The sequence below is a fragment of the Limnohabitans sp. JirII-29 genome (assembly GCF_003063395.1).
Lineage (GTDB): Bacteria > Pseudomonadota > Gammaproteobacteria > Burkholderiales > Burkholderiaceae_C > Limnohabitans.
In genome coordinates, this window is sequence record NZ_NESB01000004.1 from 171,423 (window position 1) to 195,776 (window position 24,354).

Genomic DNA, 24,354 nt, shown 5'->3' on the forward strand with positions numbered 1-24,354 from the left:
TCCGTTCATGGGTGGGCGTTTTTTTGGGCGTCCAAAAGCTTGGTCAAGGTGGTGGCCAACTCGTCTTGGCCAAGTAGCTTGGCACTGTCGATCAAGCGTTGCACCACACGTGGTTCGGGCGAGTAATGCACCACACGTGCGGCGACAAAGAACACGTCTTGTGCGTTCTCGGCGTTCACCGTGTTCATGGTCAGTTCCGCAAATTCTGCTTGGTTTTGAAACAGCCAAGAAGCATTGGCGTGCGAGATCGGATCGTCTCGGTAAGCTGCATCGCGCTTAGCGATGGGCCGGTAGGCTTGTGCCACACGGTTGAAATCCCACGCCGCATACAGGCACCCAATGAACATCAAAGCGGCCAAAGTGATGACGCGTGCCTGTGACACGGTTGAGGGCTGTTCAAGGTCTGCCAACTCAACCGACACCAGCTGCGGCTTGCACCACAGCAGCCCCAGGGCAAGCCCAACCGCCATTTGGAACGGTCCGTACCACAAGGGGTATTCGAGCAAACTGTGCACCCCCACCACCAAGAGCACCCCCCAAGCCATGCTGCGCCAAGTGTCTTGCTCTCGCCAGGGTTGACGCTGCCACACCCACATGGCGGCACACGTGAGCAAGACCAACGCGAGTGGAATGCCAAAGTCCATTGCCAATTGCAGTGGCAGGTTATGGGCATTGTCGGGCATGTCGCAAAAACGCATGCCGGAATAAGCAGTCATGAAATGGGCGTAGTCCAACTCACCCCAGCCCCAGCCAAGCCAGGGGTGTTGGGCGATCAACACCAAGATGTTGGACCACAACACGCTGCGACCACCGCAGGCTCCTAAATCCTGCGCCTGACCTGCAATGCGCTGAATGACGCTCATGCCTGGATGACCTGTGATGTAGGCCGCGATCCAAGGCATCAGTGCCGACCACAGCAGCACCAAACACGGGGCCGCTAACGCCGCCACCAACAAGGCACGTTGTGACCCTGCCTGCTGGCGACATGCGCGCCATGCCCACAACGCGGCCAACACGCCCAATAGCAGCCACTGTAGGGCGCCCGTGCGTGACACAGAGCAAGCCACACCCATCGCCAACAGATTCAATAGCAACACAGCAAGTGCCAGCACACGTGGTGTGAGTGGTGCGCGTTGTGCGCGTGCGGCCAACAAGGCGAGCCCTGCAGCCAAGCCAATGCTGGTAAGGGTTGCAAACTGGTTGCGTTGGCGCAAGTTGGCAAAGGCCTCGCCGAAAGGCGGTTGGCTCACCCAAGGTGCCAGCTCCCTGGCCCAACCCAAATATTGCAAAACACCCAACAGACTACTGACCGCTGCGGCCACCAGCCAAGCCAACGCAACCCAAAACATCAAACCATTGCCGCGCCAAGCCACGTGCATGCCCACGCGAGCCATCAAGGCGATGCTAAGCAAAGCAGCCAACAAGCCCACGGTAAGCGCATGGTCCACTTCTTGAGGAACCAAGACCAAAGAGGTCAAACACGCCAGACCGATCACCCACATGGCTACCAAGCTCGACCGCGACATGGGCTGGTGCAACACAGGCAAGTCGACCACCAGCAAGACCAAGCAGGCTGACGCGATCCAACTGACCAACAGCGGAATGACTGCGGTTGTGGGAGTGGCCGTGAAAGGGTTGAGCCAGGGAAGCGTGAGGCAAGCCATCAACAGTGCGTTGCGCAAATGCATGGCGTAGGTGCGTAATGGTGTGTGCATGAGCGCCGATTTTCCATCATCTTGCAGGCATGAAAAAAGGCGCCGCAGCGCCTTGCTTCATTGGGTAAGGCTCTACTTGCAATCGCTGGGCACGTACTTGGTGTCTAACGCACTATCTGACACAGTAACGCCGGCAAATGTTGCAGCCCCTTTGGCAAGACACTTCCACATCACCGAACCAGAGACAGCGGTACTGGTGGCAGTAGGAGTTGGCAATGCAGACACGGTGGCGCCCGACTGTGAATAAGGTACCAACAGCAAAGTGCCGCCGCCTGCCGCCGTGGTGGTGGTGATGGTGATCACGCCGGTTTCTGTGGCAATCGCAATGCTGCTGATATTTTTGGTCGCGGCCGGCGACACGTAATCTGAACGGTAGCCATTGGTAGAGCTGGCCACACTGCCGCTGTTGACCACATCCAGTACTGTCGTCTTAGCCGCTGTGGCCAAGCCCAAACCTTCGGCCACACGGGCACGCACCACATAGTCTTGGTAGGCAGGCAAAGCCACCGACGCCAAAATGCCAATGATGGCAATCACAATCATGAGCTCAATCAATGTGAAGCCTTTTTGAGCGATCTGTTTCATAAAAACTCCTGGTGTAGATGAGTGCTTGGGATTCGTGATGAATTCTAAGAAGCGCTTTTACATGCCAACCACAAGACAAGCTTCAAAAAAAAGCGAGCGGTGAATAGTCACCGCTCGCCGTATCTGGAGAAGCACCCGAGCTTTACGCTTGCTCTGTCGCTTCTTGCTTGTGACGATGCTCCATGAATTTGCCCCAAGCCAGAACAATCGCCGCACCTACGGCAGCAGCGGTCATGTGGAACCAGTGGTTTTCACCGGCAAAGTCGCGCAGCAGCACGTCACTAGCAACCGTCTCACCACCCACCCAGCCAATCAATGCCGCACCCAAGGTGATGATGACGGGGAAACGCTCCATCAACTTGATCATCATGGAGCTACCAAAAATCACCAAAGGAATACTGATGGCCAAGCCGATGATCAGCAACAGTTGGTCGCCTTTGGCCGCGGCAGCCACGCCAATCACGTTGTCCAGGCTCATCACGAGGTCGGCAATCAGAATAGTGCGCACAGCGGTCATCAAGTTGGATTGCTCATGGCCTTCATCTTCGCCTTCTTCTTCGTCGGCCAACAGTTGGGCACCGATCCACAGCAACAACAAACCACCAATGATTTGCAAGCCTTGCAACTCCAGCAACCAAGCGGCCACGATGGTCAAGCCAATACGCAAGAACACGGCAGCACCAGAGCCATAGAAAATGGCTTTCTTTTGTTGTGCAGGAGGCAGACCACGTGCGGCCAAGGCGATCACCACCGCGTTGTCGCCAGACAAAAGGATGTTGATCCAAATGATTTTCAGCAGCCCGACAAGAAAGTCTGGGTTCTGAAAGGTTTGTAGAAAGTCCATGCTGGCTCCGTTGTCGTTATGGGGCGGCAAGACAGCGGTCTTGTCGCAGCTTTGAAAGGCACAAAGTGTAACGGGCCCAACAAAGTGGGCCCGTTGGTATTACTGCTTACGCAGCAGACCTTACTTGAGCTGTGCCTTGAGCAGCTTGCCCAACTCGGAAGGGTTACGCGTGACGATGAAGCCGCACTCTTCCATGATGGCCAGTTTGGCGTCGGCCGTGTCAGCACCACCAGAGATCAAAGCCCCTGCATGGCCCATGCGCTTGCCGGGAGGTGCGGTCACGCCTGCGATGAAACCAACGATCGGCTTTTTCATGTTGGCTTTGCACCAACGGGCGGCGTCGGCCTCGTCTGGACCACCGATTTCACCGATCATAATGACGGCGTCGGTGTCTGGATCATCGTTGAATGCTTGCATCACGTCGATGTGCTTCAACCCGTTGATCGGGTCACCACCAATACCGACGGCGCTAGATTGACCCAAGCCCACTTCGGTCAGCATGGCCACAGCTTCATAAGTCAAAGTGCCCGAACGGGACACGACACCAATGCGGCCTTTGCGATGGATGTGACCCGGCATGATGCCGATCTTGATTTCGTCAGGCGTGATCAAGCCAGGGCAGTTGGGGCCCAACAGCAGCGTCTTCTTACCGCCAGCCGCTTCTTTGGCTTTCATCTTGTTGCGCACTTCAAGCATGTCGCGAACTGGAATGCCTTCGGTGATACAGATGGCCAAGTCCAGGTCCGCTTCCACGGCTTCCCAAATCGCGGCGGCAGCGCCAGCCGGTGGCACATAAATCACGGACACCGTGGCACCGGTGTTCTGGGCAGCCTCTTTGACGGACGCAAAAATTGGCACGTCAAAAATCTTTTCGCCAGCCTTCTTTGGGTTCACACCCGCCACGAAACAGTTTTTACCGTTTGCGTATTCGATGCACTTTTCGGTGTGGAACTGACCGGTTTTGCCGGTAATACCTTGGGTGATGACCTTGGTGTTTTTGTTGATGTAGATTGACATGAGGCGTCCTATTTACTTAACTGCGGCAACGATGGACGTTGCGGCTTCGGCCATGGTGTCGGCAGAGATGATGGGCAAACCCGACTCGGCCAGCATTTTCTTGCCCAGCTCGTCGTTGGTGCCCTTCATGCGCACCACCAAAGGCACCGACAAGTTGACAGCCTTGCAAGCAGTGATCACGCCGCTGGCGATGGTGTCGCACTTCATGATGCCGCCGAAGATGTTGACCAAAATGCCTTTGACATTGGGGTTTTTCAACATGATCTTGAACGCTTCGGTGACTTTCTCAGCCGTTGCGCCGCCGCCCACGTCGAGGAAGTTGGCAGGCTCGCCGCCGAATAGCTTGATGGTGTCCATCGTGGCCATGGCCAAGCCTGCACCGTTGACCAAACAACCGATGTTGCCGTCCAGCGAGATGTAGGCCAAATCGAATTTCGAAGCTTCGACTTCGGCAGGATCTTCTTCGTCCAAATCGCGGTAAGCCACGATTTCAGGATGACGGAACAAGGCGTTGGCATCGAAATTGAACTTCGCATCCAAGGCCATCACTTGGCCTTTGCTGTCGCGGTTCAAGGGGTTGATCTCGACCAACGATGCATCGGTATCCATGTAGCACTGGTACAGCTTTTTAAAGATGTCCACGGCTTGTGCGGTGGAGTCAGCAGGCATGCCAATGGCGTCTGCAATCTTCTTGGCTTGTGCGTCGCCCAAACCGGTCAGCGGATCGATGAACTCGGTGATGATTTTCTCGGGTGTGCTGTGGGCCACTTCTTCAATGTCCATGCCGCCTTCGCTGGACGCGATAAACGCAATCTTTTGCGTGGCACGGTCAGTCACCACCGACACGTAATATTCTTTGTTGATGTCGGCACCGTCTTCAATGTAGAGACGACGCACTTTTTGACCTTCAGGACCTGTCTGATGAGTTTTGAGCTGCATGCCCAAGATTTCACCAGCCAAACGCTTGACGTCGTCGATGGTCTTGGCCACTTTCACGCCGCCGCCTTTGCCGCGGCCACCTGCGTGAATTTGTGCCTTCACCACCCACACGGGGCCACCCAGTTTTTGAGCGGCTTCCACCGCCTCTTGAACCGTGAATGCTGGAATGCCGCGGGGTACAGGCACGCCAAATTGACGCAAGATTTCCTTGCCTTGGTACTCGTGAATCTTCATGAGATCTCTCTTCGGAATCGGTAGATTTGTGTTACGGATATAGCACTCATAAATGTATCATGCTGCATTGCATCAACCTTTGATTTGGCTTACGCCCAACAAAGGCCCTCATTTTTGTGATCATTCGCGTAACTAAAAGTATGGCCAAAGTTTTTATCGACGGCGAAGCAGGCACCACGGGCCTACAGATTCGCGAGCGCTTGGCCCAGATGCCACAGATTGAGCTGGTCAGCATTGACCCCGGCTTGCGCAAAGACCCTGACGCCAAACGCGCCCTGATGGCGCAGGTCGACTTGGTCATTTTGTGTCTGCATGACGATGCAGCACGTGACTCGGTGGCCATGATCGACAGTTTGATCGGACACCGCCCCAAAATCATCGATGCATCCACCGCACATCGCGTCGCACCTGGCTGGGTCTACGGATTTCCCGAGCTGGCCCCTGGTCAACGCGATGCAGTGATTCAAGCCAACCGTGTGGCCAACCCAGGGTGCTACGCCACGGGCGCCATTGCCGTGTTGCGTCCCTTGGTGGATGCAGGTTTGGTGCCCGCTGACTTTGCCTTGGCGCTGCCCTCTGTCAGTGGTTACTCCGGTGGTGGCCGCGCCATGATCGAAGACTACGAAGCAGGACGCGCCCCTTTGTTCGAGGCTTATGCCCTGGGCCTTGAGCACAAACATTTGCCAGAAATCATGGCCTATGCGGGCTTGACGCGTCGGCCTATTTTTGTGCCGTCGGTCGGCAACTTCCGTCAAGGCATGTTGGTGCAAGTGCCGCTGCATTTAGACCTGCTGCCTGGTAAGCCCAAAGCAGCAGACCTGCACAACGCCTTGGTCAAACACTACGGCACCAACCCAGACAGCTGGGTCAGCGTGCATCCGGCCACCGACAACGGCAAGCTTGACGCTACCGCGCTCAACGACACCAACCAATTAGAAATTCGGGTGTTCGCCAACGAGACCCATCGCCACGCGGTGTTAATGGCGCGCCTGGACAACTTGGGCAAAGGTGCCAGCGGTGCTGCGGTACAAAACCTGCAGTTGATGCTAGGCATCTAACTCACAACTCGTCAGCGCCAGCCACCACGCGCCGCACCACCTCAGGGGCAAAACCCCGACTCACCAAAAAACGAGTTTGTTTGGCGCGTGCCGCCCCATCTGCGGGTGGCGTACCAAACTTTTTGCGCCAGACCTCACGGGCCCGCTCAAGCTCGGTGCTGCGTAAATCTTGCACGGCCTCAGCAATCGCCTCTGCAGGCAATCCCTTGGCTTGCAACTCTTGACGCACCCGGGATGCACCGAGCTTGTTCGAACGCCGATTCACCACCGACTCCACCACACGTTGTTCGTTGATGAAGCCCTTGGCTTGTAAAAAGTCCAGCGCCTGGGCCAACTCACCAGGCGTTTCTTCAAACGCCTTGAGCTTGCGCTCTAACTCGTGGCGTGAATGCTCGCGCTGCGACAACAAGCGTAGAGCACGGCCTTTGAGAGAGAGCTGAAATCCACCCACCTTGCGGTCTTTGGGAACGTCAGCCTCTGCGCCAGCATTCACTTGCGACATGTTTTGCCTTAAGCCGTGACTTCTTTGCCGTCAATGGCCTCTGCCAGCAACGGAATACCCAAAGAGTCGCGCACCTTGTTTTCAATTTCGTAGGACAAGGCGGGGTTCTCACGCAAAAACTCGCGTGCGTTGTCACGGCCTTGACCAATTTTTTCGCCTTGGTAGGCGTACCAGGCACCTGACTTGTCAATGATCTTGGCCTCCACACCCATGTCGATGATCTCGCCATGACGGCTGATGCCTTCACCAAACAAGATGTCGAAGGCGGCGGTTCTGAAAGGAGGCGCCACTTTGTTCTTCACCACCTTGACTTTGGTCTCGTTGCCAATTGCTTCCTCGCCCTTCTTGATGGTGCCAGTGCGGCGAATGTCCAAACGCACAGAGGCGTAGAACTTGAGTGCGTTGCCACCCGTGGTGGTTTCGGGTGAACCAAACATCACACCAATCTTCATACGAATTTGGTTGATGAAGATGACCGTGCAGTTGGTTTTCTTGATCGACGCGGTGAGCTTGCGCAGGGCTTGGCTCATCAAACGTGCTTGCAGGCCGGGCAACGAGTCGCCCATGTCGCCTTCGAGTTCTGCCTTGGGTGTCAACGCGGCCACCGAGTCGATGACCACCAAATCCACCGCACCCGAACGCACCAGACTGTCGACAATTTCCAAGGCTTGTTCACCGGTGTCAGGCTGGCTGATCAACAACTCTTGCAAATTCACACCCAGCTTTTGCGCGTACTGCACATCCAAGGCGTGTTCAGCATCCACAAAAGCGCAAGTGCCAGCTTGTTTTTGCATTTCGGCAATGACTTGCAAGGTCAGCGTGGTTTTGCCTGAGGACTCAGGGCCGTAGATTTCAATCACGCGCCCACGTGGCAAACCGCCCACGCCCAAGGCAATGTCCAAGCCCAAAGAACCGGTTGATACCACCTGGATATCGTCAATTACCTCGCCTTCACCCAAGCGCATGATGGTGCCCTTGCCGAATTGTTTTTCGATTTGGGCGAGGGCGACTTGGAGGGCTTTGGCTTTTTCGCCATCGGCGACTGGGTTTTTGGCGTTCATAAAAATCTCCATCAATTCAAGGACTTACCGGATATTCCAGCCACTGTGTTGATCAACAGCTGGATGCTTGACCAGTACTTTAACGCAAAGTCAAAATTAATAAACAGTTTTTTTGGTCAGTTTGCCTTACTATTTAAAGATGGCTAAAAAACCAATTTTTTCAAACACGACACAAGACTGGCGACAACTGCACTTGGGGCGTTTACTCGGACATGCCATGCGCCGCTTTGATGCACGCGTGCTGCACCTCATGGCAAACAACGACGAGGTGCCATTGGCACTTTCCAACTTAGCGGCTCGCGCACAAGTGAGCGCGGCGCACATCCACATCACGCGACATCTGGGCCTGCAAGGATCCCGCTTGAGCGAACTGGCACAGGCTGCAGGCATGACCAAACAGGCGATGGGCGACTTGGTCACGCAGTGCGAGGCCTGGGGCTTGGTCACACGCGCACCCGACCCGAGTGACGCACGGGCGCGGCGCATTGTGTTTAGCGACACGGGATTGGCCTGGTTGCGGGCATTTGAGCGTGCAGTTGCACAAGCCGAAGCGGAATTTCGCCAAGAAGTCGGGGCCGATGTAGCCACCGTGGTCAGCTTAGGGTTAGAGGCCTATGCGGGCGCTTACCCGGACCTAGAATTGAACTCATAAATTTGCCAATAAACGTCCAACCCGCAGGAGACAAACATGCGCATTTTGATTGCCGAAGATGACTTGGTGTTAGCCGATGGTCTGTTGCGCACACTGCGCGCATCGGGTGCCGCAGCCGACCATGTGGCCAGTGGCAGCGAAGCCGACGCGGCGCTGATGACCACCGACGAGTTTGATTTGCTCATCCTCGACCTGGGCTTGCCCAAGATGCACGGGCTCGAAGTGCTCAAGCGCTTGCGTTCACGCGGGTCCTCCATGCCGGTGTTGATTTTGACGGCCGCCGACAGCGTGGAAGAACGCGTCAAAGGCCTGGACTACGGCGCCGACGATTACATGGCCAAACCGTTCAGCCTGCAAGAACTTGAAGCCCGTGTGCGCGCCCTCACACGCCGGGGCATGGGCGGCGCCACCTCGTCCATCAAACACGGTCCCTTGGTGTACGACCAAACAGGCCGTGTGGCCACCATCGACGGCAAGATGGTCGAGTTGTCCGCGCGTGAGCTGGGCTTGCTGGAAGTGCTGCTGCAACGCACCGGTCGCTTGGTCAGCAAAGACCAATTGGTCGAGCGCTTGTGCGAATGGGGCGAAGAGGTGAGCAACAACGCCATCGAGGTGTACATCCACCGCCTGCGCAAGAAGATTGAAAAAGGTCCGATCCGCATTGCCACCGTGCGCGGCTTGGGCTATTGCTTGGAAAAGATTCCGGGCTAAGCCCCGCGAATCCGTACGTCCATGGTCAAGCTGTTTCAGCGCGAACAACACTCGCTGTTTGGTGAGATCCTGGACTGGATGCTCACACCGCTGCTGCTGCTGTGGCCTGTGAGCTTGGCGCTGACGTGGCTGGTGGCACAAAACATTGCAGGGCGTCCGTTTGACCGTGGCTTGGAATACAACGTACAAGCCTTGGCGCAACTGGTCAAAAGCGACCAGCAACGCATGTACTTTCATCTGCCACTGCCCGCGCGTGAAATTCTGCGTGCCGACGAAGCCGACTTGATTTACTACCAAGTGCTCGGAACACGAGGCGAGTTTGTCAGTGGGGAACGTGACTTTCCTCTGCCGCATGAAGAAGAACTGCCACAACCTGGCGAAGTGCATTTGCGCGATGACGAAATGCGTGGCAGCGATGTGCGCGTGGCCTACACCTGGGTGAAGATCGACGCACCAGGCGCCAAACCGGTGTTGGTTCAAGTGGGCGAAACCTTGGAAAAACGTTCGGTGCTGGCCACTGAAATTATCAAAGGCGTGATGCTGCCGCAATTTGTCATCTTGCCGTTGGCTGTGCTCTTGGTGTGGTTGGCCCTGGCACGTGGCATCAAACCTTTGAACTTACTGGAAGAGCGCATTCGCCTGCGCAAACCCGACGACTTGAGCCCCTTGGATGAACACAGCGTGCCATTGGAAGTGGCCCCGCTGGTGGCCTCCATCAATGATCTGCTGACGCGCTTGAAAGAATCCATCGCCACCCAAAAACGCTTCTTGGCCGATGCAGCACATCAACTCAAAACGCCTTTGGCGGGATTACGGATGCAAGCCGATTTGGCACAACGCGAAAGTGCCAGCGCCGAGGAGTTGAAGCAATCGTTGAAATTGATTGGCCGAGCCAGCATTCGCGCCACCCACACCGTGAACCAATTGCTGTCTCTGGCGCGCGCTGAAAGTGGCAGCACGCACATCACGCGCGCGCCCTGCGACTTGGTGGCATTGGCGCGCGATGTGATCCAAGACTCTCTGCCACGCGCCATGGACAAGCACATCGACCTGGGCTACGAAGGCGTGGCGCTGGGCAGCCCCGACGTGCGCATCAACGGCAACGCCACATTACTCAAAGAGTTGATTCGCAACTTGGTGGACAACGCCATCAACTACACCCCGTCCACTGAAGAAACTCCGGGCGTGGTGACCGTGCGCATCTTGGCCGATCGCTTTGGCAAAGTCGTGCTGCTGCAAGTGGAAGACTCAGGGCCTGGTATTCCAGAAGCCGAGCGCGAGTTGGTGTTTCAACCGTTCTATCGCGCCTTGGGTACCGAAGCCGATGGCTCAGGCTTGGGCTTGCCCATCGTGATTGAGATCGCCCAGCAACACAGCGCCACCGTGACGCTGGAAGAAGTGGCAGCTGGCAAGCCCATGCCCGGTGCACGCTTCACGATACGCTTTAACTCTGGAACAAATTGAGCTGCAAACGCTCGCGTTCGATGGCCCGTTGAACGGGTGGGTGTTGCGCCACACGCTGTACAAAAGTCCACAGCGATGGGTAGTCTTCGGGGTTGATGCCCGCAATCGTGCCCCAACGCGTGAGGGTCAAGGCGTAGGCATCCAAGGGGCCAAAGTGGGCGCCACCAAACCAAGGTTGACCTTGTTTCAAGGAAGCCTCGACCAAGGCTTGCAACTCCGCCAGCAAGTTGCGGTACGTGCCAACAGCATGCGTCTTGATATCAGCCTGCACCTCGGGTGAGCTGCTGTACTTGTTGGGCATGAACACATGGGTGAAGGTGGTGTGCACCGTGTTGTTCATCCACATCAAGGTTTCCAGCACCTTGGCGCGGGCCACACCTGAGGCAGGCAAGAAGTTGGCTTGCGGAAACTTCTCTGCCAAGTACAAGCTAATCGCCACGATTTGCGTGATGACTTGTCCGTCATCCACCAGCACCGGCACTTGCCCACGCGGGTTGATGCGTTGGTAGGCGGGTTCGTACTGCTCGCCTTTGTGAAGCTTGACCATGTGGGGCTCATAGGACGCGCCACTGGCTTCCAGCAAGCAATGGGGCACAAACGAACACGCGCCGGGGGCGAAGTACAAAACAAGACTCATGGTTTTTCCTGTCGTTGAAGAAGATGTTCTTGCACAGCACTTGTGGCCTGGGCCGCGCACGGCATGCTGCACAACTCATGGTGATTCACCGGACACGCACGGTTGAACGTCACCACATGGTCCACCTCGGCACGAATGCCAATCCACTCACCCACCGTGTGGTCATGGTGGCTGGGAACATGGGCCATCACGGTCTCACCCGTTTTCAGCCGCAGCGTGTACAAAAATTCTGAACCGCGAAACGACTTGCGCAAAATCTCTGCCTTCACCGGCGCATCGTCGTCGTGCACGATGTCATCGGCACGCAGCAAGACATCGCATTCACCGGCAGTGAAAGCGCAGGGCAGCGGGCATTCCGCCACATCGGTCAATTCACCCACAGGGGTAGACACCACGATTTGGTTGTTCACCTCACGCAGGGTGGCTGGCGTGAACACCCCATGGCCAATAAAGTCTGCGACAAAGCGCGTGGCCGGGCGGTGGTAGAGCGTGTACGCATCGTCCCACTGGTGCAAACGACCTTCAGACATGACACCAATCACATCGCCGATGGCGAAGGCTTCCATTTGGTCATGCGTCACAAACAAGGCCGTGGTGTTGGCTGCCTTCAAAATGCCACGCACCTCCAGTGCCAAGCGCTCGCGCAACTCAACATCCAAATTTGAAAACGGCTCATCCAGCAACAAGAGTTGTGGGGCGGGGGCCAATGCACGCGCCAACGCCACACGCTGCTGCTGACCACCCGACAACTCGTGCGGGTAGCGCTGCGCGCTCGACGCCAAGCCCACCAAGTCCAACACCTCGCGCACACGTCGCTGTTGTTCGCTGCGCGCTTGGTGGTGCAGCCCAAAGCGCACGTTGTCTTGCACCGACAAATGGGGGAACAAGGCATAGTCTTGAAACACCATGCCAATGCGGCGCGACTCAGGCGGCAGCCGCACACTGGCACTGCTGACCACGGCATCAGCCAGACGAATCTCGCCCGCCGTGACACGCTCCAACCCGGCGACCGCACGCAGCAGCGTGGTTTTGCCGCAGCCCGAGGGACCAATCAGCACGCCCACTTCACCCGCACGCAAGCCAAAGCTCACGGCATCGACCGATGGGCGTGGGCGGTCTGGGTAACGCACTTGAAGCTGGGCAACATCTAAAAACATCGTTTCATTGTAGAGAGCGCATCTGAGACGACACGCCATGCAGGCACATGCCCCTCCCTACAATGCCGCATGCCGTTTCGTGCCCAGCTTCTTGTTCGCGTGTTCACTTTGTGTGTGGCCGTATTGCTGGCCTGGCCAGTGCTCACCGTGCTGTCGTCTTGGCTGCAGTTCACCCCGGAGTCGTCATCCATCTTGGCCGAAATGGCCAGCACCGTGTTGCCCGATTACCTGGGCACCACCTTGTGGCTGTGTGCCTTGGTGAGCTTGGGTGTCATCAGCATGGGGACGGTGACCGCCGCGGCGGTCACGCTGTTTGATTTTCCTGGGCGTCGCACCTTGGAGTGGGCACTGCTCTTGCCACTGGCCATGCCCGCTTATGTGGTGGCTTATGCCTACACCGATTTTTTGCAGTTCAGCGGCCCCTTGCAAACCTGGATGCGCAACAGCTGGCACTTGGAAGGTCGCGTGTTACCGGAAGTGCGCAGCGTGTGGGGCGCCGCTTGCGTGTTCACCTTGGCGCTGTACCCCTATGTCTATCTGCTTGCACGTACAGCGCTGGCTGAACGGGCCAACCACCTGATGGAAGCCGCCCGCTTGCTGGGTGCCTCCATGCCCCGACGCATTTTGCGTGTGGCACTGCCGCTGGCACGTCCTGCCATTGCCGCAGGTACCGCACTGGCCTTGATGGAAACACTGGCAGACTTTGGCGTGTCGAGTTACTTTGGCATCCAAACCTTCACCGCTGGCATCTACAAAGCTTGGTTGGTGATGGACAGCCGCACAGCCGCCGCGCAACTGGCCACCATGCTGCTGCTTGTCGTGGTGGTGCTACTGACCTTGGAACAACGTGCGCAATCGCGTCTACGCTTTGCCAGCACACGCGCGGATCGTGTCAGTGCAGAGTCTCAACCTTTACGCCTGAGCGGCTGGGCAGCCGTTGCTGCGCTGGTGCTGTGTGCGCTGCCCGTGCTGTTTGGGTTTGTGCTTCCGGTGGCTTTTATGCTGCGTGCCTTGGTCTTGGGCACAGAGTGGGCCGATCTGCCTTGGGCGCGCTTTGGTCAATGGGCACTGACCAGCCTGTCGCTGGGCTTGACCACAGCGGTGTTGGCCGTCGGCGTGGCTGTGTTGCTGGCCTCCCACGCGCGTTTGCAACCGAACTGGATGTCACGCCTGGTGATGCGCTTGGTGGGGCTGGGTTATGCCGTACCCGGCGCTGTGATTGTGGTCGGCTTGCTGTTGCCTGTGGGCTGGCTGCAAGCCACCTGGCCCAACTCTGGCATTGGCTTTTGGTTGACCGCCACCGTGCTGGGCTTGATTTGGGCCTACCTGGTGCGCTTTGTGGCTGTGGCCTTGCAATCGGTGCAAAGCGGCTACAGCCGCTTGTCCCCCAGCCTTGATGACAGCGCACGCATGCTGGGTGTCTCTGGCCTGCGCTTGGTCGCACGGGTGCATTGGCCCATGCTGCGCAAACCGGCTGCTGCTGCCGCCTTGTTGGTGCTGGTGGACGTCATGAAAGAACTGCCCGCCACCTTGGTGCTGCGCCCCTTCAACACAGACACCTTGGCCGTCATGGCTTATCAATTGGCCCGTGACGAACGCCTCGGTGAAGCGGCTTTGCCCTCGCTGGCGCTGGTGCTGGCTGGCTTGTTGCCTGTGATCTTGCTCAGCCGCACACTGCGTCGCCAATAAAACCCCTTCTGACGCGCGACCAGCAGGCTGCCAGCGGGAACTGAAAACACCGTCCATTTGAGAACGATTCGCATTTGGTGTAAGCTTGTCGCCAGTTTCAAATTTTGGAGTCCCTCTCATGCGCCGCATCCTGACCGCTTTGTCCCTGGCAAGTTTGAGTTTGCTTGGCAGCTCATTGCATGCACAAGAGCAAGTGCTCAACCTCTATTCCGCGCGTCACTACCCAACGGATGAGGCCTTGTATGCCGACTTCACCAAGGCCACCGGCATCAAAATCAACCGCGTTGATTCTGACGATGCAGGCATCGTGACACGCCTTAAAGCGGAAGGCAGCGCGTCACCTGCCGATGTGATTTTGCTGGTCGATGCAGCGCGCTTGTGGAAGGGCGAGGTCGACGGCCTGTTCTTGCCCATTCGCTCCAAAGTGCTGGAAACCGCCGTTCCCAAGCAACTGCATGCAAAGCCCACCGACGACGGCGGCATTGCCTGGTTTGGTTTGTCCACGCGCGCGCGCGTGGTGGTGTACGACAAGCTCAAAGTCAAGAAACAAGACGTCGACACCTACGAAAAGCTGGCCGACCCCATCAACAAGGGGCGCTTTTGCGTGCGCTCGGGCTCGCACCCCTACAACCTGAGCTTGTTTGGCGCCATGACCGAGCACTTAGGCCCAGTTCAAACCGAGGCATGGCTCAAGGGCTTGGTCAACAACATGGCTCGTGCTCCGCAGGGTGGCGACACCGACCAAATCAAAGCGGTGGCCAGCGGCGAGTGCGGTGTGGCCTTGACCAACACGTATTACCTAGCGCGCTTGATGCGCTCTAGCAACCCAGCCGAGAAAGCCGTGGCCGAGCGCGTGGGCGTGGTGTTTCCCAACCAGCAAAGCTGGGGCACGCACGTCAACGTGGCGGGCGGTGCCGTGGCGCGCCATTCCAAGAACGCCACCAACGCGGTGAAGTTTTTGGAGTATCTGGTGAGCCCCGCTGCACAAAACCATTTCGCCAACGGCAACAACGAATGGCCCGTGGTCCAAGGTTTGAAGCTTGATAACCCCGCGCTCAACGCCATGACCGCAGGCAACTTCAAAAGTGAATTGGTGCCGATCAGCGCGGTTGGCATGAACCAAATCAAAGTGCAACAAATGTTGGACCGTGTGGGTTTTAAGTAAGCCTCAGACACATCTTTCTCAATCGCCCCGATTGAAACAACCAATCAAGAGACGGGCCAGATGGAATTATGATTCGCTCAATGAGTTCTTCTCATTCGATAGCTTTCATCAACTTCACCTAGGAAACTCTCATGTCTCTGATCAACACGCAAGTTCAACCCTTCAAAGCCAACGCCTTCCACAACGGCAAATTCATCGAAGTGACCGAAGCCAGCCTCAAAGGCAAGTGGTCTGTGTTGATTTTCATGCCTGCTGCTTTCACCTTCAACTGCCCCACAGAAATTGAAGATGCGGCCGACAACTATGCGGCTTTCCAAAAGGCCGGCGCCGAGGTTTACATCGTCACCACCGACACCCAGTTCTCGCACAAGGTGTGGCACGAGACATCGCCTGCCGTGGGCAAAGCCAAGTTCCCATTGGTGGGCGACCCCACCCACCAACTGACACGCGCTTTTGGCGTGCACATTGATTCCGAAGGCTTGGCACTGCGCGGCACCTTCGTGATCAACCCAGACGGCGTCATCAAGACCATGGAAATTCACTCCAACGAGATCGCACGTGACGTGTCTGAAACACTGCGCAAACTGACCGCCGCTCAATACACCGCCGCCAACCCAGGCCAAGTGTGTCCAGCCAAATGGAAAGAAGGCGCGAAGACCTTGGCTCCTTCGATCGACTTGGTCGGCAAGATCTAAGAACAACCCTGCCAGCGCAGGGCAGCATACAAACACCCTGCGACCGCAGGGCGTTGAGCGCAGCGCACATCAGCCACAAGTTGGCGTGCGCTGTACCCAGCGAACCCCACCCCGATTCATCACCAAGGTCAGCACCCCCGTGCATGGCCTGGGGCTTTTGCACCCCGAAACAGGAGAACACCATGCTCGACGACACACTCAAAGCCCAACTTCAGCAATACCTCGCATTGCTGCGCCAGCCCATCCGTCTGATCGCATCCTTGGACGAGAGTGAAACCGGCAAAGACATGGCGGAGTTACTCAACACCATCGTGGGCTTGTCTGACAAAGTCACGCTCGACACTTCGGGCACAGATGCACGCAAACCTTCATTTGCGGTTGTTCGGGAAGGCGAGAGTCAAGGTGTGCGCTTTGCAGGATTGCCCCTAGGCCACGAGTTCACCTCGCTGGTGTTGGCCCTGTTGTGGACCGGTGGTCACCCGCCCAAAGTAGAACAAGACGTGATTGACAGCATCAAAACGCTCGAGGGTGATTTCAACTTCGAGGTCTACATGTCCCTCAGCTGCCACAACTGCCCAGACGTGGTGCAAGCGCTCTCGCTCATGGCCATCGTCAACCCCAAAGTCAAAACCGTGGTGATCGAAGGCGGCGCGTTCCAAAAGGAAGTGGAAGAACGCCAAATCATGGCTGTCCCCATGGTGTTCTTGAACGGCCAAGTATTTGGCTCAGGCCGCATGGGTGTGGAAGAAATTGTGGCCAAGCTCGACACCAATTCAGAAGCCCGTGAAGCCGCCAGGCTCAATGAGAAAGAGCCCTTTGATGTGCTGATCGTGGGCGGTGGCCCGGCCGGTGCTGCCGCTGCGGTGTATGCGGCACGCAAAGGCATTCGTGTGGGTGTGGCCGCAGAGCGCTTTGGGGGCCAAGTCAACGACACCATGGCGATTGAAAACTACATCTCGGTGTTGGAAACCGACGGCCCCAAAATGGCCGCCGCAATGGAAGCCCAAGTGCGCCACTACGAAGTGGACATCATGAACCTGCAACGCGCCGCGAAGGTGGTACCTGCCACCACGCCTGGCGGATTGACACAGGTGCACATGGTCAACGGTGGCGTGCTGTCTGCACGCAGCGTGATCTTGTCCACCGGCGCACGCTGGCGCAATGTCAATGTGCCGGGCGAAGAACAGTACAAAAACAAAGGCGTGGCCTATTGCCCCCACTGCGACGGCCCCTTGTTCAAGGGCAAGCGCGTGGCGGTGATCGGCGGCGGTAACTCCGGCGTGGAAGCAGCCATCGATTTGGCTGGTCTGGTCGCGCATGTGAGCTTGGTGGAGTTTGCCGACGCCTTGAAAGCCGATGCGGTGTTGGTCAGCAAGCTCAAGAGCCTGCCCAATGTGAGCATCCACGTCAACGCGCAAACCACCGAGATCACCGGGGACGGCCAAAAAGTCACGGGCCTGAGCTACAAAGACCGCGCCAACGAAGCGCTGCACCACATCGAACTCGCTGGCGTGTTTGTGCAAATCGGCTTGGTGCCCAACACCGAGTTCTTGAAGGGCACGATCGAGTTGAGCAAGTTCGGAGAAATCGTGGTGGATGCCAAGTGCCACACCAACCTGCCTGGCGTGTTTGCCGCGGGCGATGTGACCACCGTGCCCTACAAGCAAATTGTGATTGCCGCAGGCGAAGGTGCCAAAGCCGCGTTGAGCGCGTTTGATTACCTGATTCGCCAGCCCGTGGTCACGCCCGCGGCTGCCGTCACGGCTTGATCATTGCGAGGCAGCCGCCGAAGCAGGGGCCGCCTCTTGCGGCGCGACGGTGCCAGGCACTTTGATTTGCACCGCCTCAGGCGCCACTTGGTTGTCTAGGCGCTCGGGCTCGCGCACAGGGTTGGGGTCAAGCCCCAAAAAGCCCAGGTAGCCGCCCGTCCACAACGCAAACAACACGTTGACCAATACCAACACAACAACTGCATTGCGCCAAAAAGAAGAAGGGTTCATGGGTGTTGCCTTTGTTTTCGTTTCATCACAGCATCACTGAAGCCGCACGCTCACTTCAGCGCTGGTGATGCGTTCGCGCCCTTGTGCCGTGTCCACGCGCAGCGCACCATCCAGGTCTACACCACGTGCCGTGCCCACACGGCCATCGCTCAGACGAACAGGCATATCGTGCAGTGCATCACGGGCGTTGAACAGCGCTTGCAAGGGGGCAAACCCTTCGCGCTCAAACGCCAACAAGGTTTTCAACAAAGGCAAGACCACTTGCGCCAAGGTGCTGGGGGCGGTGGCCTGCGGTGACAACTCTTGCAAGCCCAAGGGTGCGGTGGACAGCTCCGGCGCAACTGGCGGCGCGATGTTGATGCCCACCCCCACCACGCAGTAGCGGGGTTGATCTGGGGCAGCACTTGCCGTCAAAGCGGTTTCTATCAGTACACCCGCCAGCTTGCCCCAACCACCCGGCGTGCCAGGTTGGGCCACCCACAAGTCGTTGGGCCACTTCAAGCGCACACCCAGCACACCCTCGGGGTCGAGACTCTGCGCCAAAGACAAGCCCACTGCCAGCGACAAACCCGACCAGTCGCGAGGCATCAGGGGCAAGCCCAAAGAGAAAGTGAGCGCGTCGCCCGCCTGGCCATGCCAAGGGCGCCCCAAGCGACCCCGTCCCGCCGTTTGTGCTTCGGCCACCAACAGCACGGGATCGTTCTGGCCCGCACGCGCACGGCGCATCAGCTCGGTGTTAGTGGAATCGATCTGGGGCAGCACCTCCACCGTCAAGCCGGGTTGCCAAGCCACCAAGGCTTGCCACAGGTCTTCAGCGGGCCAGATCATGGGTCAATGCTTTTTGTCGGCCTGCTTGGCTTTTTTCTGGGCACGGCGCTCGCGCTTGTTGGGTTGGCTTGATGCCAACAAGGTGCCACGGCATTTCTTGGCACCACACCAGCAGGGGTATTCGGCTTTGAGTTTGTCGGTCAGCGGCGCGTCAATCACCAAGCCGTAGTCGTAGTTCAGCTCTTCCCCCGCGGCAATGTTGCGCAAGGCCTTGATGAACACGCGCCCCTCCACCTCGTCGGGCTCGCAATTGGGCTTGCACGAGTGGTTGATCCAGCGCGAGGAGTTGCCGCCGTACAAGGCGTCAATCACATGCTTGTCGTCGAGGTGAAAGTAGAAGGTGTGGTTGGGGTCTTTGGGGTCGTGCGGGTGGCGACGCAAAGCCTCTTTCCAGGTGATGATCTCGCCCACATACTCAATGATGGTTTCGCCTTCGGCGATGTCGGTCAGGGCAAACACCCCTTTGCCGTGCACGCCGGAACGTCGGGTTTGAATGCGGCGGCCGGTGACGGGAGCGGGGGTATTTTTGGACACGGTCAAAACTCTGTTAACTTAAATACGTACGCACACATGTGCGCACAGGCGCGTGTGCATGCGCGCACGCGCGAGAAGCGCAAATTGTAGTGGTGAGTTTTCTAAGGACCTTTGAAATGAGCAAAACCCTCGTGATCGCCGAAAAACCTTCGGTCGCGCAAGACATCGTGCGCGCACTCACGCCTGTGGCGGGGAAGTTCGAAAAGCACGACGATCACTTTGAAAGCGACACCTATGTGGTGTCCAGCGCTGTGGGCCACTTGGTCGAAATCCAAGCGCCCGAAGAATTTGACGTCAAGCGCGGCAAATGGAGCTTTGCCCACCTGCCTGTCATTCCACCCTACTTTGATTTAAAGCCTGTCGAGAAAACCAAAAGCCGCTTGAACGCGGTGGTCAAGTTGGCCAAACGCAAAGACGTGACCGCCTTGATCAACGCCTGTGACGCGGGCCGTGAAGGCGAATTGATCTTTCGCTTGATCGAGCAATACGCCGGTGGCAAAAAGCCGCTGGACAAACCCGTCAAACGCTTGTGGTTGCAATCGATGACACCACAAGCCATTCGCGATGGCTTTGACTCACTGCGCTCTGAAAAACAAATGCAAGGTCTGGCCGACGCTGCGCGCAGCCGCTCGGAGGCAGACTGGCTGGTGGGCATCAACGGTACCCGTGCCCTGACCGCGTTCAACTCGCGCGAAGGCGGCTTCTTCTTGACCACGGTAGGCCGCGTGCAGACGCCCACGCTGAGCGTGGTGGTGGAGCGTGAAGAACAAATTCGCAAGTTTGTCAGCCGTGACTATTGGGAAATTCACGGCAGCTTTCAGGTGGCTGCTGGCAGCTATCCTGGCAAATGGTTCAACCCCGAACACAAAAAAGACGCCGACGACGCCGAGAAAAAGCACGACCGTGTGTGGAGCGAAGCCGAAGCCTTGGCGATTGCCGATGCCGTGCGCCACCAGCAAGCCACGGTCACCGAAGAAAGCAAGCCCACCACCAAGGCCAGCCCCGGCTTGTTTGACTTGACCTCGCTGCAACGCGAGGCCAACGGCCGCTTTGGCTTCTCCGCCAAAACCACGCTGGCACTGGCGCAAAGCCTGTACGAACGCCACAAGGCCTTGACCTACCCGAGGACCGATTCACGCCACCTGCCTGAAGACTATGTGCCAGTGGTGAAACAAACCTTTGAGATGCTGGCCGACAGCGGCATGAAACACCTGGAGCCACACGCCTTGGTGGCCTTGAACAACAACTACGTGCGCAAACTGCCACGGGTGTTTGACAACAAAAAGGTCAGCGACCACTTTGCCATCATCCCCACCTTGCAAGCCCCCAGCGGCTTGTCTGAAGCCGAACAAAAACTCTACGACATGGTGGTGCGCCGCTTCATGGCGGTGTTCTTCCCCAGCGCCGAGTACATGGTGACCACACGCATCAGCACGGTCAAAGCCGCCGGCATGGACCACCACTTCCGCACCGAAGGCAAGGTGTTGGTCAACGCCGGTTGGATGGCGGTGTACGGCAAAGACGCCGCACAAGAAGCCTCGGACAACGAAGAAGACGGCAAAACCCTGGTGGCCTTGGCCGCAGGTGAGTCCGCCAAGAACGAACAAGTAGAAGCCAAAGGCCTGAAAACCCGCCCACCCGCGCGCTACAGCGAAGCCACCTTGTTGGGCGCCATGGAAGGCGCGGGCAAGCTGGTGGAGGACGACGAATTCCGCGAAGCCATGCAAGAAAAAGGCTTGGGCACACCCGCCACGCGCGCGGCCATCATCGAAGGCTTGATCAACGAGAAATACCTGATCCGTGATGGCCGAGAAATGATTCCGACCGCCAAGGCCTTCCAGCTGTTCACCCTGCTGCGTGGTTTGGGCGTGGAAGAGCTCTCCAAGCCCGAGTTGACCGGCGGCTGGGAACACAAACTGGCGCTGATGGAACACGGCGAACTCAGCCGCGAAGCCTTCATGCGCGAGATTGCGGCCATGACCGAGCACATCGTCAAAAAAGCCAAAGAGTTCGACCGTGACACCATCCCCGGTGACTACGCCACCTTGCAAACTCCCTGCCCCAAGTGCGGCGGTGTGGTGAAAGAAAACTACCGCCGCTATGGTTGCGTGGGCAAAGACGGCGCTTCGGAAGGCTGCGGCTTTTCGATCAGCAAAATTCCAGGCGGCCGCACCTTTGAGGCGGCTGAGGTGGAACAGTTCATTCGCGACAAGAAGATTGGTCCGCTGGACGGCTTTCGCTCCAAAGCGGGCTGGCCCTTCACCGCTGAGATTGCCCTCAAGTACAGCGAAGAAGACCAGAACTGGAAACTCGAATTCGACTTTGGTGACGACAAGAACGCCGAGTCGGGTGAGATCGTGGAGTTTGGTGACAGCGAGACCTTAGGCAACTGCCCCAAGTGCAGCAGCCCTGTCTATGAACACGGCAGCAACTATGTGTGCAGCAAGGCCGTGCCCACGCATGCACAAGCCACACCGAGCTGCGACTTCAAGAGCGGCAAGATCATCTTGCAGCAACCCGTGGCACGTGAGCAAATGACCAAGCTGCTGAGTGAAGGCAAAACCGACTTGCTAGACAAGTTTGTCTCGATGCGCACACGCCGCGCCTTCAAGGCCTTTTTGCAGTGGGACCCCGAAGCCGGCAAGGTGAACTTCGCCTTCGAACCGCGCACCAGCAAATACCCGGCGCGTGGCGGTAAAACGCCCACCACCAACGCCTTGATCAAAGCCGCTGGCAAGAAAGCCCCCGCCAAAACCACCAAGGGTGCCAAGGCAATCAAGGCCGACAAAGTGGCCAAACCCAAAGCGCCGCGCAAAGTGACCGCCGGCTTTTTGCCCAGCGCTGCATTGGCCGCCGTGATTGGCACAGAAGCCGTGGCACGCACCGAGGTGATCAAGAAACTGTGGGACTACATCAAGGCCAACGGCATGCAAGACGCCACCAACAAACGCGCGATCAACGCAGACGCCAAACTCAAAGAAGTGTTTGGCAAAGACCAAGTCACCATGTTTGAACTGGCGGGCATCGTGGGCAAGCACCTGCGTCCCGTGGGCGAATAAGGGTTGACGCAACGAGTCTGAACGCCATGTCCACCAAGACCCACGCCCCCCTGATCGCCACGTCGCAAAGCATGCACTTTGCGGCGCCGTTGGCACTACAAAGCGGCGCCAGCTTGCGCGACTACACGCTGGCTTATGAAACCTATGGCACGCTCAACGCTGACAAGTCGAATGCAGTGCTGGTGTGCCACGCCTTGAATGCCTCACACCATGTGGCTGGCGTGTACGAGAACCAAGTCCACAGCGAAGGCTGGTGGGACAACATGATTGGCCCCGGCAAGCCGGTGGACACCGAACGCTTCTTTGTGATTGGCGTCAACAACCTGGGCTCTTGTTTTGGCTCAACGGGCCCCATGCACAGCCACCCCGACACCGGGCAGGTGTACGGCGCGGACTTTCCGGTGGTGACGGTGGAAGACTGGGTCAACGCCCAAGCCCTGCTGTTGGACGCCTTGGGCATCACCCAACTGGCCGCCGTGATGGGGGGCAGCTTGGGTGGCATGCAAGCACTAAGCTGGACGCTGCAACACCCCGAGCGCGTGCGTCACGCCGTGGTGGTGGCCAGTGCACCCAATTTAACGGCAGAAAACATCGCCTTCAACGAGGTGGCGCGACGCGCCATCGTGACCGACCCCGACTTTCATGGCGGGCACTTTTACCAGCATGGCGTGGTGCCCAAACGGGGCTTGCGCATTGCACGCATGGTGGGACACATCACCTACCTGAGCGACGATGTGATGAACGAAAAGTTTGGCCGAGAACTTCGAAACGCCGTGGCAGGCAGCGCCACCGGCTACCGTTACTCCACACAAGACGTGGAGTTTCAAATTGAAAGCTACCTGCGCTACCAAGGCGACAAGTTCAGCGAGTACTTTGACGCCAACACCTACTTGCTGATCACGCGCGCGCTCGACTACTTTGACCCCGCACGCAGCTACGGCGGTGATTTGTCGGCCGCCTTTGCGCGCACCGCCGCCAAATTTTTGCTGGTGAGTTTCACCACCGACTGGCGCTTCTCGCCCGCACGCAGCCGCGAGATGGTGCGTGCCCTGCTCGACAACCAACGCGATGTGAGTTACGCCGAAATCGATGCCCCGCATGGCCACGATGCGTTTTTGCTGGACGATGCCCGCTACATGAACGTGGTGCGTTCTTACTTTGACCGCATCGCCCAAGAGACCGTGCACGCTGGAGGTGCCGCATGACGCACGACACCCAACTACTCACCTTGCAAGCGATTGCTGCGTTGGTGCCCCATGGCAGCCGGGTGCTCGACCTGGGCTGCGGCGACGGCGCTTTGCTGGCGCATTTGCAGCAACACCGGGGATGCACCGGCTATGGGGTCGAACTCAACGACACCAATGTGCACGCCTGCGTACAACGCGGCGTGAATGTGTTGCAACTCAACCTCGACCAAGGCCTGAGCTTGTTTGGCGACCAGTCGTTTGATGTGGTGCTGCAAATCGACACCTTGCAGCACCTGCGCAACGCCGAAACCATGCTGCGCGAAACCGCACGTGTGGGCCGTTTAGGCATCGTGTCCTTTCCCAACTTTGCGCACTGGCCCAACCGCTTGAGCGTGTTGCAGGGCCGCATGCCCGTGACCAAGCGTCTGCCCTACCAGTGGTACGACACACCCAATATCCGCGTGGGTACGTTTGCCGACTTTGAGGTGCTGGCCACCAAAAACGGCTTGCACCTGCTGGACGCGTTTGGTCTGCAGAACGGCGCGCGAGTGACGGTGTGGCCCAACTTGCGAGCGGGCACCGCCGTGTTCAAGTTTCAGCGGGGGTGACGCGCACGCGTTC

Annotated in this window: 23 protein-coding genes; 11 read left to right on the plus strand and 12 right to left on the minus strand. The window is 57.9% G+C overall.

Going from position 1 to position 24,354, the window contains the following annotated elements; translation table 11 throughout:
* Positions 1 to 5: 5 nt before the first annotated feature.
* From B9Z39_RS08315 to sucC, 5 genes are all read right to left on the minus strand, one after another.
* Complete coding sequence (locus B9Z39_RS08315) at positions 6 to 1,715, minus strand: PglL family O-oligosaccharyltransferase (RefSeq protein ID WP_108301357.1); 1,710 nt, start codon at positions 1,713 to 1,715, stop codon at positions 6 to 8.
* Between the two features lie 72 nt (positions 1,716 to 1,787).
* Positions 1,788 to 2,300, minus strand: coding sequence for a pilin (locus B9Z39_RS08320; protein ID WP_108301358.1), 513 nt, complete (start codon positions 2,298 to 2,300; stop codon positions 1,788 to 1,790).
* A gap of 142 nt (positions 2,301 to 2,442) precedes the next feature.
* The gene (locus tag B9Z39_RS08325; RefSeq protein ID WP_108301359.1) at positions 2,443 to 3,144 is read right to left on the minus strand and encodes a TerC family protein; all 702 of its coding nucleotides are present in this window, start codon (positions 3,142 to 3,144) and stop codon (positions 2,443 to 2,445) included.
* Positions 3,145 to 3,264: 120 nt separating this feature from the next.
* The gene (gene sucD, locus B9Z39_RS08330; protein ID WP_108301360.1) at positions 3,265 to 4,161 is read right to left on the minus strand and encodes a succinate--CoA ligase subunit alpha; all 897 of its coding nucleotides are present in this window, start codon (positions 4,159 to 4,161) and stop codon (positions 3,265 to 3,267) included.
* 12 nt (positions 4,162 to 4,173) lie between these two features.
* On the minus strand, positions 4,174 to 5,334 hold the full coding sequence (gene sucC / locus B9Z39_RS08335; RefSeq protein WP_100146516.1) for an ADP-forming succinate--CoA ligase subunit beta: 1,161 nt from the start codon (positions 5,332 to 5,334) through the stop codon (positions 4,174 to 4,176).
* A 140-nt stretch (positions 5,335 to 5,474) separates the two neighbouring features.
* Between sucC and argC the strand changes: the two genes are divergently transcribed.
* Positions 5,475 to 6,392 (plus strand): N-acetyl-gamma-glutamyl-phosphate reductase, encoded by a 918-nt coding sequence (gene argC / locus B9Z39_RS08340; protein WP_108301361.1) that lies wholly within the window; start codon positions 5,475 to 5,477, stop codon positions 6,390 to 6,392.
* 1 nt (position 6,393) lies between these two features.
* Here argC and recX read toward each other — a convergent pair whose 3' ends face one another.
* Together recX and recA are read right to left on the minus strand one after the other, a co-directional pair.
* On the minus strand, positions 6,394 to 6,894 hold the full coding sequence (recX, locus tag B9Z39_RS08345; RefSeq protein WP_100146518.1) for a recombination regulator RecX: 501 nt from the start codon (positions 6,892 to 6,894) through the stop codon (positions 6,394 to 6,396).
* A gap of 8 nt (positions 6,895 to 6,902) precedes the next feature.
* Positions 6,903 to 7,955, minus strand: a complete 1,053-nt coding sequence (gene recA / locus B9Z39_RS08350) for a recombinase RecA (protein WP_233202587.1) — start codon at positions 7,953 to 7,955, stop codon at positions 6,903 to 6,905.
* Between the two features lie 139 nt (positions 7,956 to 8,094).
* Between recA and B9Z39_RS08355 the strand changes: the two genes are divergently transcribed.
* Genes B9Z39_RS08355 through B9Z39_RS08365 form a run of 3 tightly spaced genes read left to right on the plus strand, consistent with a single transcriptional unit; the run spans position 8,095 to position 10,782 of the window.
* Complete coding sequence (locus tag B9Z39_RS08355) at positions 8,095 to 8,607, plus strand: MarR family winged helix-turn-helix transcriptional regulator (RefSeq protein WP_108301362.1); 513 nt, start codon at positions 8,095 to 8,097, stop codon at positions 8,605 to 8,607.
* 36 nt (positions 8,608 to 8,643) lie between these two features.
* Entirely contained in the window at positions 8,644 to 9,318 is a 675-nt protein-coding gene (locus B9Z39_RS08360; RefSeq protein WP_100146521.1) for a response regulator transcription factor, read from the plus strand.
* 21 nt (positions 9,319 to 9,339) lie between these two features.
* Positions 9,340 to 10,782: a sensor histidine kinase gene (locus tag B9Z39_RS08365; protein WP_100146522.1), complete on the plus strand. Its 1,443-nt coding sequence runs from the start codon at positions 9,340 to 9,342 to the stop codon at positions 10,780 to 10,782.
* On the opposite strand, the gene B9Z39_RS08370 is transcribed toward B9Z39_RS08365, so the two are convergent.
* Together B9Z39_RS08370 and B9Z39_RS08375 are read right to left on the minus strand one after the other, a co-directional pair.
* A complete protein-coding gene (locus tag B9Z39_RS08370) occupies positions 10,763 to 11,419 on the minus strand; it encodes a glutathione S-transferase family protein (protein WP_100146523.1) in 657 nt (218 codons plus the stop codon). The genes B9Z39_RS08365 and B9Z39_RS08370 overlap by 20 nt on opposite strands.
* Positions 11,416 to 12,576 carry an ABC transporter ATP-binding protein gene (locus B9Z39_RS08375; RefSeq protein WP_100146524.1) on the minus strand — a complete coding sequence of 387 codons (1,161 nt, stop codon included), beginning with the start codon at positions 12,574 to 12,576 and terminating at the stop codon, positions 11,416 to 11,418. Before B9Z39_RS08375 ends, B9Z39_RS08370 begins: the two co-directional genes overlap by 4 nt.
* Before the next feature lie 69 nt (positions 12,577 to 12,645).
* Between B9Z39_RS08375 and B9Z39_RS08380 the strand changes: the two genes are divergently transcribed.
* The 4 genes from B9Z39_RS08380 to ahpF all read left to right on the plus strand — a co-directional run bounded on the left by B9Z39_RS08380 (position 12,646) and on the right by ahpF (position 17,894).
* Complete coding sequence (locus B9Z39_RS08380; protein WP_100146525.1) at positions 12,646 to 14,265, plus strand: iron ABC transporter permease; 1,620 nt, start codon at positions 12,646 to 12,648, stop codon at positions 14,263 to 14,265.
* A 118-nt stretch (positions 14,266 to 14,383) separates the two neighbouring features.
* On the plus strand, positions 14,384 to 15,430 hold the full coding sequence (locus B9Z39_RS08385; protein WP_108301363.1) for an extracellular solute-binding protein: 1,047 nt from the start codon (positions 14,384 to 14,386) through the stop codon (positions 15,428 to 15,430).
* Between the two features lie 131 nt (positions 15,431 to 15,561).
* Complete coding sequence (ahpC, locus tag B9Z39_RS08390) at positions 15,562 to 16,125, plus strand: alkyl hydroperoxide reductase subunit C (RefSeq protein WP_100146527.1); 564 nt, start codon at positions 15,562 to 15,564, stop codon at positions 16,123 to 16,125.
* A gap of 182 nt (positions 16,126 to 16,307) precedes the next feature.
* Complete coding sequence (gene ahpF, locus B9Z39_RS08395) at positions 16,308 to 17,894, plus strand: alkyl hydroperoxide reductase subunit F (RefSeq protein ID WP_108301498.1); 1,587 nt, start codon at positions 16,308 to 16,310, stop codon at positions 17,892 to 17,894.
* On the opposite strand, the gene B9Z39_RS08400 is transcribed toward ahpF, so the two are convergent.
* The 3 genes from B9Z39_RS08400 to B9Z39_RS08410 are packed head-to-tail and all read right to left on the minus strand — an operon-like array spanning position 17,895 to position 19,487.
* Positions 17,895 to 18,125, minus strand: a complete 231-nt coding sequence (locus B9Z39_RS08400) for a hypothetical protein (protein ID WP_108301364.1) — start codon at positions 18,123 to 18,125, stop codon at positions 17,895 to 17,897. It lies immediately after the preceding gene.
* A 33-nt stretch (positions 18,126 to 18,158) separates the two neighbouring features.
* On the minus strand, positions 18,159 to 18,953 hold the full coding sequence (locus tag B9Z39_RS08405) for a biotin--[acetyl-CoA-carboxylase] ligase (protein WP_108301365.1): 795 nt from the start codon (positions 18,951 to 18,953) through the stop codon (positions 18,159 to 18,161).
* Between the two features lie 3 nt (positions 18,954 to 18,956).
* Positions 18,957 to 19,487, minus strand: a complete 531-nt coding sequence (locus tag B9Z39_RS08410) for an SET domain-containing protein (RefSeq protein WP_199172957.1) — start codon at positions 19,485 to 19,487, stop codon at positions 18,957 to 18,959.
* 116 nt (positions 19,488 to 19,603) lie between these two features.
* On the opposite strand from B9Z39_RS08410, the gene B9Z39_RS08415 reads away from it, so the two are divergent.
* From B9Z39_RS08415 to metW, 3 genes are read left to right on the plus strand one after another with little or no spacing between them, the layout of a single operon-like run.
* Positions 19,604 to 22,546, plus strand: a complete 2,943-nt coding sequence (locus B9Z39_RS08415) for a DNA topoisomerase III (RefSeq protein ID WP_108301366.1) — start codon at positions 19,604 to 19,606, stop codon at positions 22,544 to 22,546.
* Positions 22,547 to 22,572: 26 nt separating this feature from the next.
* Entirely contained in the window at positions 22,573 to 23,751 is a 1,179-nt protein-coding gene (locus tag B9Z39_RS08420; protein ID WP_108301367.1) for a homoserine O-acetyltransferase, read from the plus strand.
* Complete coding sequence (metW, locus tag B9Z39_RS08425) at positions 23,748 to 24,341, plus strand: methionine biosynthesis protein MetW (RefSeq protein ID WP_108301368.1); 594 nt, start codon at positions 23,748 to 23,750, stop codon at positions 24,339 to 24,341. The genes B9Z39_RS08420 and metW overlap by 4 nt, the downstream gene beginning before the upstream one ends.
* Positions 24,342 to 24,354 lie beyond the last annotated feature (13 nt).